The organism is Candidatus Nitrospira allomarina (genome assembly GCF_032050975.1).
In the GTDB taxonomy this organism is placed as follows: domain Bacteria; phylum Nitrospirota; class Nitrospiria; order Nitrospirales; family UBA8639; genus Nitrospira_E; species Nitrospira_E allomarina.
Genome location: NZ_CP116967.1, coordinates 2,090,805 through 2,103,590, shown reverse-complemented (window position 1 = coordinate 2,103,590; position 12,786 = coordinate 2,090,805). Strand labels below are relative to the sequence as shown.

12 protein-coding genes are annotated in these 12,786 nt (G+C 48.4%); 7 read left to right on the top strand and 5 right to left on the bottom strand.

The window, feature by feature from the left end:
* Positions 1-10 precede the first annotated feature (10 nt).
* Together PP769_RS09265 and PP769_RS09260 are read left to right on the top strand one after the other, a co-directional pair.
* Positions 11-505, top strand: a complete 495-nt coding sequence (locus PP769_RS09265) for a Tll0287-like domain-containing protein (protein WP_312646822.1) — start codon at positions 11-13, stop codon at positions 503-505.
* A gap of 110 nt (positions 506-615) precedes the next feature.
* Positions 616-2,157 (top strand): M28 family peptidase, encoded by a 1,542-nt coding sequence (locus tag PP769_RS09260; RefSeq protein WP_312646820.1) that lies wholly within the window; start codon positions 616-618, stop codon positions 2,155-2,157.
* A gap of 156 nt (positions 2,158-2,313) precedes the next feature.
* On the opposite strand, the gene PP769_RS09255 is transcribed toward PP769_RS09260, so the two are convergent.
* Together PP769_RS09255 and PP769_RS09250 are read right to left on the bottom strand one after the other, a co-directional pair.
* A complete protein-coding gene (locus tag PP769_RS09255) occupies positions 2,314-2,952 on the bottom strand; it encodes a YceI family protein (RefSeq protein ID WP_312646819.1) in 639 nt (212 codons plus the stop codon).
* Positions 2,953-3,064: 112 nt separating this feature from the next.
* Positions 3,065-3,721: a DsbA family protein gene (locus tag PP769_RS09250; RefSeq protein ID WP_312646818.1), complete on the bottom strand. Its 657-nt coding sequence runs from the start codon at positions 3,719-3,721 to the stop codon at positions 3,065-3,067.
* 311 nt (positions 3,722-4,032) lie between these two features.
* Between PP769_RS09250 and PP769_RS09245 the strand changes: the two genes are divergently transcribed.
* The 3 genes from PP769_RS09245 to mddA all read left to right on the top strand — a co-directional run bounded on the left by PP769_RS09245 (position 4,033) and on the right by mddA (position 7,813).
* Positions 4,033-5,970 carry a sigma-54 interaction domain-containing protein gene (locus PP769_RS09245; RefSeq protein WP_312646817.1) on the top strand — a complete coding sequence of 646 codons (1,938 nt, stop codon included), beginning with the start codon at positions 4,033-4,035 and terminating at the stop codon, positions 5,968-5,970.
* Between the two features lie 419 nt (positions 5,971-6,389).
* Positions 6,390-6,959, top strand: coding sequence for an OsmC family protein (locus PP769_RS09240; RefSeq protein ID WP_312646812.1), 570 nt, complete (start codon positions 6,390-6,392; stop codon positions 6,957-6,959).
* A gap of 80 nt (positions 6,960-7,039) precedes the next feature.
* Entirely contained in the window at positions 7,040-7,813 is a 774-nt protein-coding gene (gene mddA / locus PP769_RS09235; protein ID WP_312646811.1) for a methanethiol S-methyltransferase, read from the top strand.
* Between the two features lie 336 nt (positions 7,814-8,149).
* On the opposite strand, the gene PP769_RS09230 is transcribed toward mddA, so the two are convergent.
* Positions 8,150-8,476 (bottom strand): cupin domain-containing protein, encoded by a 327-nt coding sequence (locus PP769_RS09230; protein ID WP_312646810.1) that lies wholly within the window; start codon positions 8,474-8,476, stop codon positions 8,150-8,152.
* Between the two features lie 358 nt (positions 8,477-8,834).
* Positions 8,835-9,776: an OmpA family protein gene (locus tag PP769_RS09225; RefSeq protein WP_312646809.1), complete on the bottom strand. Its 942-nt coding sequence runs from the start codon at positions 9,774-9,776 to the stop codon at positions 8,835-8,837.
* 1,398 nt (positions 9,777-11,174) lie between these two features.
* On the opposite strand from PP769_RS09225, the gene PP769_RS09220 reads away from it, so the two are divergent.
* Positions 11,175-11,648: a response regulator gene (locus tag PP769_RS09220; RefSeq protein ID WP_312646807.1), complete on the top strand. Its 474-nt coding sequence runs from the start codon at positions 11,175-11,177 to the stop codon at positions 11,646-11,648.
* Positions 11,649-11,962: 314 nt separating this feature from the next.
* On the opposite strand, the gene PP769_RS09215 is transcribed toward PP769_RS09220, so the two are convergent.
* Positions 11,963-12,229, bottom strand: a complete 267-nt coding sequence (locus tag PP769_RS09215; protein ID WP_312646806.1) for a hypothetical protein — start codon at positions 12,227-12,229, stop codon at positions 11,963-11,965.
* Positions 12,230-12,439: 210 nt separating this feature from the next.
* Here PP769_RS09215 and PP769_RS09210 point away from each other — a divergent pair, with 210 nt between their 5' ends.
* The gene (locus tag PP769_RS09210) at positions 12,440-12,775 is read left to right on the top strand and encodes a hypothetical protein (RefSeq protein ID WP_312646805.1); all 336 of its coding nucleotides are present in this window, start codon (positions 12,440-12,442) and stop codon (positions 12,773-12,775) included.
* Positions 12,776-12,786 lie beyond the last annotated feature (11 nt).

The window sequence follows — 12,786 nt, the reverse complement described above, 5'->3', positions numbered from 1 at the left end:
ATCCAACGCCATGAAAAATCTATCACCGGAGAAAGTTGCAGATTTTATTCATGCTATCGTTGAGGCGGACCGTCACGTCTACACAACGCATATCGTGAAAAGGATGCAGGAGCAAGGCGTCGTCATGGCTCGAGAAGATTGGGAAAACAAAAATGCCATTCCCCTTCCTGCACAGTTTCTCCATATCTCCAGCAAATTGGTTGCGGAATCAGGGCACGGCATTCGATTCCGTTTAATTAGTCTCTGGCCAATTTATCGAAGGAATGGGCCTGCAACAGATTTCGAACGGAAAGCCTTGGAGCAACTTTCGCTCAATTCCGATACGCCTCAACGTGGAATTGTATCCACCGGAAAAAAACGCTTGTTCCAGGCCATTTATGCCGATACAGCGATTAACGATACTTGCACTACTTGCCATAATGCTCACCCCTTAAGCCCCAAGCGTGACTTCAAAAAGGGCGACCTCATGGGGGCCATTGTCATCACCATTCCTTTGGAGGACTAACTTCCGGCACGGATCCGCCACAGGCTCCATTTTTCACGCATTCGAGTATACCCTTCCCCTGTAGCACATATAAGTTCAATCTGCGTTTTGATAAGGAATAGGTAAGAAACTTGTTACGCCTTCCCATTGTCCTATTTTTGATAGGGCTCGTTCTCACGACTCCTGTTTTGGGCTTTGACCACCAGCCCTCCTCTTCTTCATACATACCCCTGGTTTTGGGAAATATCATCCAGGACATTCGCGAACTGAGTCATCCATCGTATCAAGGTCGGCAGGCCGGCACGGATGGTAGCTTGCAATCGGCCGACTATCTGGTTGATCGATTCCGATCTCTCGGCTTACAACCGGCCAACCACGTTTCAGAACACGAACAGGATTTTCATTGGTTGCAACAACGGTTCATGACCGCGGTTCAATTGCTGGAGCCATCGACCCTCACCCTTTCCCTGATCGGCGCGAACCAGACCTCAATGACGATGTCACTAGTTCCAGGTCAGGAGTTTCTTCCGATCTTGGATTCTCCTTCCACCAGAACCACAGCCAAAGTCATCTTTGTGGGATACGGCATTGTCGACCCTGCCAGAGGTATAGATGAATATGGCGGCATGAATGTCGACAATCGCATCGTCCTATTTCTCCGGGGGAAACCTCCATCCTACCCGGGATGGATCACGCATGAGGAAAAAACGGCCATCGCCAAAGAAAGAGGCGCGGTAGGCTATTTGACGGTAACCGGTCCGCTACTTGGTCGTTATGAGGCCCGCAAAGGTCTGGGGCAGGGTCCTTTGGCCATTTATGGGGAAACACCCGAAAACCGCCCCATCCCTGGGGCATGGATACACGGGAAACTTCTTGACCGGGCCTTGAATACAGCCAATGACTCGCTCGAAGCCCTGCAACAGGCCGCCAACGATATCGGAACATTTCATAGCAGACCCCTTCCGCTTCTGGTCCAATTCCATTGGGATAGCCACAGTCAGCTAGGAACGCTGACCAATGTCATCGCCATGTTACCGGGTCGCGATCAGGAGCTACGCAAAGAACTCATTCTCATCGGTGCGCATCGCGACCACTTTGGCCAGCAAGCCGGCTTGCTTTTTCCTGGAGCCGATGACAATGCATCCGGAACATCAGTGATGTTGGAACTGACCAGAATGCTCTCCCAAAGTACCACCTCACCAAAACGGACCGTGCTCTTCGTCTCTTTTGACGGAGAAGAACGAGGCCTACTGGGATCGATGCTCTATGTCAGCCATCCCGCCTTTCCATTGGATCGAACGGTTGCCATGATCAATCTTGATCATCTAGGAGCGGGGGATGGAACACTGACAGTTGGAATCACTCGAATGGATAAGATGCTGGCTCAGCAAGCAGCCGACCGGGCTGGATTAGGCGACCATATTCAAACGTATGGTTATTTCCCCGGGGGCGATCATGTCCCATTTTTTGAGGCCGGGGTGCCGACCGTGACAGTGGTCAGCAACGGCAGGCACCCCCATTTTCATCAACCATCCGATACCCTGGAGTCCATTCAACCTGCAAATTTGGCCATTGCTACCAAATTTCTGTTCTCACTGATTACCCTGTTAGCTGACAAGCCTCAAGCAGCCTGTCACCCTCAGCTTACCGCGAAGGATCTGTGCCCAGGGTGAAGATATCTGGTATTGCAGAATCATTTGAGGAAAATGTTCTGAGCTCACCGATTGAATTATCATGATATAACCTCACCAAAACTTCACTGCTCAGATTTCCTCGTGAATTTTCAAAGGGAACATGCAGACGGTTACCACACATTCCCCCCTCTCACTTTATTCTTTTTCTTGTTTGACTTTTTCGACTGTCTTTTCTTTGATTACTTCAATTTCCAGAATGATGTTGACCTCATCACCCACGAGCATTCCGCCACTATCTAATAATTTGCTGAATTTCATGCCGAAATCCTTTCGGTTCAGCGTGCCGGAAGCGGTAAAGCCACCCCGTGTATTGCCCCAAGGATCCTGAGCGACCCCATTAAACGTTCCGACTAATGTAATCTCTCTGGTGACTCCCAACAAGGTCAAATCTCCAACAGCAGTGTAATCGTCTCCGGTTTTCTTATAACTTTTCATGGTATAGGTCATGGTCGGAAACTTCTGAACGTCAAAAAAATCCGGGCTTCGTAAATGCTCATCCCGTTTCTGATGATCAGTCGTGACCGAGGCGGTCTGAATGACCGCTTCAATGGTTTTAAATTCCTTCTCCTCTGCGTCCATCTCCACAACTCCTGAATACTCTGTAAACCTGCCATTGGTTTTGGACACCACCATATGGGCAACTTGAAATCCAACCCTGGAATGATCATGATCCAGTTTCCATTTAGCCATTTCTGCAACCGAAGCCGTGACAAACCCAAAACCAACGATCAGAACCGTTCCAATCCCAAAACACACTTTGGAAACCTTCCGCATCACATAACCTCCCGTGAAATTTGAAGGCATACTGGTTGTATGGTCTTCGTTCATGAATAAACAACAGCACATGATTTCCGAATCATCCCTCATCCTATACCGAGATAATGATCTATCCGACCGACGGGCTGCCGTTGCCAGAAGCTGGACCATCCAGCCATTGGCCAATGAGTGAAACCATCACACCTATTGGTTGATACCCCTGCGTCAATCTGATGTAGGCATGACCATTTTGACCTAGCAGGGCTGGAAAACCACTCACTCCCAATTGGCGAGCCCGATCAAACTCCTGCCAGACCGATTGTTTCATCGCAGAATCATGAAACCATTCCAGAAACCTGTCCTGGTCAATACCTTGCGTGCCGGCAAGATCCGCCAATATCTCCGGATGGGTGACATCCTGGTTCTTCACATAAAATGCTTCCTGCACAACATTCAAAAACATGAATTCCTTATCCGGAGCCAATTGCCGGATCACCATCATTGCTCGCGATGACGGTTCGGTGTCATACATGAACGAAGGCTCAGGATGAAAATCAAAGTTAAATGGCTGGCCGGTTCGTTCATGGACCGCATGCCAATGACTGAGAATGTAGGCACGCCGTCGCTCATCAAACCGTTCAGTATTGCCAGGGCGCAAACCACCTAACAATATCTCGATCGTGACCCGATCTCGATATCGCCGAACGATCTCATCAATGACTGGTGAAAATCCCCAGCACCACGAACACATGGGATCAACCACATAGATAAGCGATTGCACCATCATGTCTACCATCTGGCTTCCTCGGTGACCTGCCCAGACATACCCGACAAGGCAATACCCTACAAATAAAATCAACCTACTTTACCACACCGGATAGATGGAACTTATCAATTTTCCCTCAAGGTGTCTTTTAAATTTCATGTAGGTTTATGTGTGTCTGAAACAACACCTGGGAACTCTATTCCCTTCCGACCCTCATCAACCGCCCTACCTTTGTATGCTGTAAAAATCCAGCATCCTCAAACCTATAATAGCCCAATCTTTACACCTTAAAAACTAATGGATCATAATAGGGTTCTTATTTGGGAAACGCTATGCCAGGATCCCATCACAATCCGTTAGCGAACCTCAACGAAGAGACTGCACTCCGAACTATCCTGGAGGGTACCGCCACCGTCACGGGGGAACGATTTTTTGAAGCCCTGGTGGAAAACCTGGCCAAAGCCCTGCACACCCATGCCGCCTGGGTCACAGAATATTTTCCTGATTCCCGACGAATGAAAGCTCTGGCGTTTTATTTAGATGGCTCGTTCCTCAAAAATTGGGAAATGAATATTACCGGAACTCCCTGCGAGCACGTTATCGAGCAAGCCCGACTCATTCATTTTCCAGACAACTTATTGAATCTCTTTCCGATTGATCCGGAGATCATCGGCATGAAGGCAGCCAGCTATATGGGTCTCCCGCTTGTCGACTCGATCGGAACTATCCTTGGGCATCTGGCAGTGATGGATACCAGACCCATGCCGGCGGAACCGCGGGTGCAGACGATTGTTCGAATTTTTGCATCAAGAGCGAGCGCCGAACTCCAGCGCATCCAAGCAGAATCCGCGACACGTGAACGTGAACAAAAGTTGCGGCGATTGGTCGACAGTGCCATGGATGCCATTATTGAATTGGATGAAGATCTTCGAGTCACCCGAATCAATCCGGCTGCCGAGAAGGTATTTCAATGTAAAGCCGCCCAGTTGTTTGGTAAGCATTTTTCCCACTCCCTTGCCCAAAAGGACTCTGAAAAATTACGGCTTCTTATCCAAGATCTCAACACGAAACCTGCAGGCCAGCGATCTCTCTGGATTACCGGTGGCTTCAAGGCCCTCCGCCCGGACGGCTCGGAATTTCCCGCAGAAGCCACGCTTTCCCAATTTCATATAGAGGGAAGGGTCTACTACACCCTGATTCTTCGTAATGTGAATGAACGCCTGGAAGCGGAACAAAAAATCCGGGCCCTCACGATTGAAAAAGAATTTCTCAAAGAAGAATTACATGAGCTCCAACATTTTGGGGAAATTTTGGGGAATAGCCCCGCCTTGGTGCACGTCATTCGAGACATCCAACAGGTGGCAGATACCGAAGCCACCGTGCTCATTACGGGCGAAACCGGAACAGGCAAGGAAGTGATGGCTCGCGCCATCCATGCTAACAGCCGGCGGCGGGATCATCCATTTATCAAAGTGAACTGCGCCGCAATTCCTGCGACCCTAATTGAAAGTGAATTTTTTGGACATGAACAGGGTGCCTTTACCGGAGCTACAAAAAAACGGGAGGGGCGATTTTCACTAGCCGACGGGGGGACCATTTTTCTGGATGAAATCGGCGAACTACCTTTGGATCTTCAAGGAAAACTGTTGCGCGTACTTCAGGAAGGGGAGTTCGAACCGGTCGGGAGTTCCCACACCAAAAAAGTGAAGGTTCGGATCCTGGCGGCCACAAACCGCGACTTACAGAAGGAAGCCCAGGAAGGAAGATTTCGTGAAGATCTCTACTATCGACTCAATGTCTTTCCCATTCATCTCCCACCACTTCGAACCCGAGGCGAGGATGTGGTCCTGCTGGCTGCCTCATTTGTTCAGCACTTTGCCCACCGGATGGGTCGTACGGTGGCTCCACTATCTCCGGATGCGCTGGGACGCCTCAGGGCCTACCATTGGCCGGGAAATGTTCGAGAATTGCAAAACGTGATTGAACGGGCAGTTATCACTTCGCAAAATGGCCAATTGAATCTTGACCGTGCCCTCCCCGAGGCTAAAGGAAATTCCAATTCGACTCATGAAAGCCTTAAACAAGAGTCTCCCACTTGCATTCGAACCATTCAGGAAATTCAAGATTTTGAGCGTCAAAACATTTTACTGGCCCTTGAACAACGCGGGTGGAAAGTATCCGGAGAAAAAGGAGCCGCTAAGCTGCTGGGCATGAATGCTTCAACGCTCGCATCTCGTATACGAGCCCTCGGGATTATCCGCGCGAAATAATTCCTGTTCGATTTCTTCCCGTCATTTTTCAAATCTTCTCCCTTCCCCCTTCAGGATTTCTTCATACTCAGTGCTCTGTTGTCTTTGCGAATTTTCGCAAATTTGTTTTATGAAATTTCGAAATTCAGCAAATTTCGTGAGCGAATTTTTCCCCTCCTGACATTACAAAACATTGTTTTTATGTATTTTATCAAAATTTTTCAGGCTGGCACCTCCCCTGCAAAATATCTACGACATGAAAGACATCACATATCAAGCAGGTTCTTAACGGAGCAGGCAGGAACATCATGACGAGTCAGGATGAGCGAGAATTAAACTCTCAGACGCCAGCTGAAAAGCGGAACCTTCAGGAGATGTGCCGTCAGGCGGATCAACTTTTTTTTCATATGCTGTTTCACACTCAACCAGGAGGATGTGCCATGTCATCAATCGCTACAACATCAACCATCAATGGGGTCAACGTCGAACAATTAGGGGCCAATATCCATGCCATTCAAGGCGAACCTGGTCTGGCCAAATTTCAGTTCCGGGCCACCAACAACTGGGTCAATGGGGGGCACAATCGCACCACGATCAAGGAGTTTTACGGAGTGGGCAAGGAAGATACGACCCGAACCGAACCGTTTGTGCTTGATGCCGATGAACCGCCCGTCTTGTTAGGAGAAGATCAGGGAGCCAACCCGGTGGAGTGTGTGTTGCATGCCCTGGCGTCCTGCTTAACCACGTCGATGGTCTATCATGCGGCCGCTCAAGGCATCAAAATCGACTCAGTGGAATCCAGGTTAGAGGGCGACCTGGATTTTCGCGGGTTTCTGGGGTTGTCCAAAGACGTTCGACCGGGCTATCAAAATCTCCGGGTTCATTTCACCGTCAAAAGTGACGCCCCAGCCGAGACACTTCGGGAATTGACGAATTATTCACCGGTATTCGACATTGTATCCAATCCCGTTCCGGTGGCCATTTCAGTGAATACGAAAGGGACTAACTGACAAGAGACATAGCTGATTGCCTCAAGCCCAACCTGAAGCAGCCGGCCCCTACATGTCCGAATCAAAAAGGAGCTACGATCATGAAACGTCTAGCATTTTTTATCTATGGCACCCTGTGCTACCTATCTTTTCTAGGCATCTTTTTATATACCGTAGGCTTTCTGGGAAATTTTGGCGTCTCCAATACCATTGATGGCCAACCCGGGGTTCCAGTCTGGCAGGCTCTGGCCATCAATTCGTTTCTGTTGGGGATTTTTGCGGTCCAGCATAGCGTCATGGCCCGGCAGACCTTTAAACAATGGTGGACACAATATATTCCCAAACCCATTGAACGTAGCACCTATGTGTTCTGTACCAACATTGCACTGGCTCTCTTGTTTTATGCCTGGCAACCCATGGGAGGCTGGATTTGGCATATTCAAGACCCAGTCGGGCAGGGTCTGCTGTATGGCCTGTTTGCGGCGGGTTGGGGATTAATTCTCATCGCCACATTCCTCATCAATCATTTTGATTTGTTCGGTATGCGGCAGGTCTGGCTCTATCTGCGAAAACAAGAGTACACACCATTACCGTTTAAAACCCCGGCCCTGTATCGGCAGGTACGCCATCCTCTCTATGTCGGTTGGCTCTTGGCCTTCTGGGCCACTCCCACAATGACGGTTGCCCATCTGGTCTTTTCGGTGACGACAACCATCTATATCCTGATGGCCATTCAATGGGAAGAGAAGGATTTGGTGGCTTTCCATGGAGAGGCGTATACAGATTATCAAGAACGAGTACCCAAACTTATTCCACGGCTATTCGGAGGGAGCATCGTGGGGAAACCTCAAACCTCAGGGACGATGGCTACATGAAGGCCAAAAGCACACCCTCCGCTGCGTGAAAAACCCACGCAGCGGAGGGCTTCATCTCTTTACCGGTGAAGGGAAGACAACCATGCGCACATTGAAAACCGGGATATTCCAGAAATCTTTACAGGAACCTATCTGGATAAAAAAGTTTGGATGGTATGGAGTGGTCTTTTTCTTGGTCAAAGGAGCATTCTGGCTTATCGCCCCTTTCATTATTCTTGCATTCAACTGAATATTCTCGCCCATTTACCGGGGCACCGACTCATGAGCACGCTGAACATTGAACCTGACACAGAGGAACGTATGCCCGGGGACTAAGCTTGCGCTCCGGCAAAAGGCTCAGTCCCTCCAATACACTGCAAGCCAGATCGTATCTTGTTGGGGATCGGTCCATTCCACACGATGCCTGGTATGGGCGGAAAGATAAAGCGTATCCCCGGGACCAAGCATCATTTCAGGTTGTCCCTCAATTTTGAGTGTAGCTTTTCCTGCCAGTACCACAACACATTCATGCTCGGCCTGGTCATACCAAAAGTCTGGTGGAGACGCCTGGCCCCGTGACACTATCCGTTCAATTCGTACGGAACGACTCCTCAATACCTCACTCGTCAATTCGTGATCAAAGTGTTCCGGAATATTGGCGAACAGATTTTGACATAGTTCCATTCCCTGCACCTTTCTTGACAAACCGGTCATATAAAATGAAGCCCATAGAAAGGTCCCGGCCTTATGGCATTCTCTTTTTTAGGCCTGGCTGACTGCCATAAGTGCATTGAGGCGAGCTCTGTTCATGGGGAAAAATCTGGAGTCAGTTATCTGTAATGGGGATAGACCGAAGGATGAATCAGCGGCTGGATACGGAAGATATAAGGCTCAAACAGAAGAATCAGCAGACTTCCGATAATTCTAAATGGGGGAGTATAAACAATGGACAAGACAGGCTCCCTATGAAGAATTGACTCCTCAGTTCTCCATTCCAGACGCCCCCCCAAGACACCTTTCTAGCCAAATTGACTTAAAACTCTTACTGCACGACAAAATGCCCACGTCGGTTTTCCTGCCAGCACTCTTCATTCTGATCGGTGCAAAACGGCTTCTCTTTTCCGTAACTCACAACCTGCAGATTTTCACTGGGGACGCCCAAATCCACTAAATATTCCCTCACTGCATTGGCTCGTCGCTCACCAAGCACCATATTATAACTTTCCGTGCCACGCTGATCACAATGTCCTTCGATCACAATCTTGTTATTCGCCAAGCCGGAAGCCAGTGCTTGGGCATTTTCTTTCAGAACGGAGATCGCATCCGCCCGAATAGAAAATCGGTCATAATCGAAATAAATATCTCCTAAAGATTTGAGCAGAGCTTCCGTCTTCTTTTCAATCACTTCGGGCAGCGCTGGGGATTGCTGGGCCGATTTGTCCGCCTCGGGTTCCACCCGAGCGATCATTTGTTCCGGCGGAGCCGCGTCTTCCCGAATTACCGGTCTTGCCGGCATTTCCGGTTCAAGCGCAATCGGCGGGATCCCAACCTCTTGTGATTCTTGAGGAAAAGCCTGGCCTGGCGTGGTTGGTATAGGAGACGGAGGAATCACGGGTTCAGCGATCAGAGGAGCTTCAAGAGGCGAAGAGGCAGCAGGTTCGACGACTGTCGTTCGAGGAGTGGCAAAAATATCAGCAGTAGCCGAAGGCCGAATAACCGCGCGGGCAGGCTCTTCAACAGGAATGTCCATAGGCGGAACCCCAATGAACGTTTCAGCTTGCACGGGTGACTGAACAGCCGCCTCAACAGGTGGTGCCTCAGGTTCAACCTTTGCCACCTGGGGCTTAGCAGGAGGTTCAGTCACACTAACAACGGTCGTTTGTAGTTTGGAACTACACCCCGCCATTATCGCAATCAGGCATCCGCCCAATAGGCCAAATTTCCCTACTCTCCTTACATTCGAAAAAGACAATACTTCGATCATGTTTTTACCTCCACCATTTCCCTTTCTTGACTGACGGATGCTTCGGCTACATCCCATTCAATTTGATTCCCCATGCCCTTCAAGAATTACTGTAAGTAAGGACTCTGTCTTTCCTCATAATAATCTTATTTCAAAACTGTATGCAGTCCCTTCGAATTGTGTCAAGAACTCAAATGTGGCATTCCTGACCACTACTCCAGTCTCCTCACTTAAGAAGGTCTTTGGGTAGGATCAGGGTCAAGGATCCTGCGTGGAAAGCTACCTGAAAATCCTTCGTAAAACAACCTTTTTACCTGATCTTTTTCACCTTCAATGAATCAAGCCTTGCCCTGTCGAACATTTCTTTATGCTGCATCACGATAGCTTGGTGGCTTCCCCAACTATGAATACTGTTTTGTTTATCCGGAACATCTATCAAATATTCCGTATCCATTTCGTCAGGATTTTTTCAGAGAATGGCATTTACCAACTATTGGCAACATGAGACCGGAATACCAAAGCGTTTGTAGAGCTTTAAATTTCTCCAAGATGGCCACCAAAGAAGGTTCCCCGAAGGGCGAGCCTCTATCGAATTTTCAGTGCAACGTCGAAACAGCACTCCAAGCAAAACGCCTGAGTTCATAATGAGGTAGACTGTCAGCCCAAATTCGAGACTATTTTGAGCCAGCTCAATCCTAATGTAAGAACGGAACTTTTTGATTCATGTTCATGACTCACCGCTCGTCGGTCACTCATTCATCCATTTCCAGAACTGTGAAATTTTTTCTCATATTTTTCCCTTTTCAATATATGAGTGCCGGAACTCCTCTACTTCTGGCGTTCATAGTATGCTTTTCCCAAGCTCCAGCAGGCCTACTAAATGCTTCCCTTCAGTGAGGCGACGGATGAATGTCATCCATTGATTGATAAATTAAACGATCGTAAAGTCCATGACTGGTTCTTACCCGTACGCCCCGGTATTTCTGAAGGAAGTCGACTGCGTCCTGTAGGGTTTCACCTGCATGACTTTTAACAAATCCTATACCAAGGCAATTTGCAACCATTTGAAAATACTGAATTTTTATAAAAAAAATTACATGGAACACCCTTTGCATTTAAATTCCTCGACTATGGCAACTCGCCAATAATATGGGGCAAGTAAATTTTTGAATTTGCCGTTTCATTAACTAGCTCAATGATATGGAGACCAGCGTGGTTCGGATGTCCTATTAATTAATTTGAAACATGGCAAAACTGGAATTGAGCGCCACTTTATGAGCCTCGGCGGAGGGACTGGTTTCAGGGGAACTACGATTTCGACCGCACCCGAAGTCTGGTCTCCTCATCAGCCACCTTCTCAAAAGTCCCTCCGCCACCCTTTGAGAGAGATCATTTCGACACCAATAATTGTAAAACATCATGAAAATTTTAGGCGTGTATCAGCATTCACCAAAATCCGGCCCTCCCAAGGTTCCCATCAAAGACCGAATCCTGTTAGTTGATGATGATCGACATCATCGAACCTGCCTGAAAGAATTTTTAGAGCTTCGGGGGTATATGTGTTCAGAAGCAGGAAATGGTATGGAAGGGCTTGAAATTTTGCGGAATGAGTCCGTCTCCATCATCATTACCGACAACAACATGCCCCAGATGGATGGACTTGATTTCATTGAGCAAGTCAATCATAAATATTCACAGGAAATTCTCTCCATTTTTCTGATAACTGCCGAATTATCCCACATTGTCCGTCTTCGCGCATTTAAAAACGGAGTTAATCGGGTCTTTGAAAAGCCCCTGGATTTCCAAGAACTCTGTAATGCCGTAGACTGGGTCACGAAATTTGACATCCATCAATCAACGACCAACAAATACTCCTCCGCAAGATACCTCTAAGGCTTTTTCCCCTTCGAGATGTAGTCGCACCGTCTGAGTTCCACCAGAAGGATCAAGGACTCTTTTCGGGCCCCAAAATGCACTGTTCAGATTATTCCTCATAGAATGCCCTTGGCGCAGCTTTTTTTAAAAAATCGCACCCCCACTTTTCAAAGCTTGAGAAACCCTGTTCAATCTTCCCATTCGTCACCGACTCGTCGGCCACCTTCAACATGATGTTGCTGATTTCGGAAAACAGTTGCGCATTGATTATAATTCCATCCCTTTCCTCTTAGCTTTTGACGCCTGCCATCCGGCCCTCGGGACGGACGCTCTTAATCTTCCCGCGGGCCTTGTCTGAGCCCCGCGAGTTGGCCCGCTCTTCCGTGGCTCGCGTCCGTCCCCTCCAATGCGGCCGGACGGGGCGTCCGTTTGCATAGTGCGTCTCGAGGAGCGCGACCGCTGTTTGGGTCCTTTTCCCGAAACAAAAGGACCTCGGCCACCGGGACGAAACCCGGCTCAAATAGAGCCACGCGAACCCCGGTGAGCAACCCAGTATGGCTACCATTTCGCAATGGGAGCACCTGTTCACGCAAATTCATTGACTTAAAACAATTTGACAAAGCCTTGTCTCTTTCTGTTTTCCACCAGACTTATGTCATTTTTTATTGATGAACCCAACCTTCTGGTCTATTCGCATTTCGAGCTTCATGAAATCTTGCCCTCCAGAATTTTTTCGGCAATAATTCCCCGGTTGTCACCCTCATAGAAAACTTCATTCAATAAAACTTTCGAAGACCAAGGAGAGACGTATGAAATCCTGGATTTTCCAAGTGGCAATCGTGGGAAGCGTTATCGCTATGGGTGGGTTGTCGGCTTCTGCCGGGGAAAAGGAAGGATCTCAACTGACGATTACCTCCCCGCGCAATGGCGAAATCGTCGGATCGACCGTTGAACTCACGTATACGTTACAAAAGGGCACCAAAGGCGACCATATACATGCCTATGTTGATGGCCAATACCAAAAAGGATTCAAAGGCACCCTCAAAGGACTGCCTCCGGGCAAGCATCTGATCACGGTCAAGGTGGCCGATCATGACCATGAACTTCTTGACACGACTGATTCAATCGAGGTTGAAGTGAAATAACCACACACCTG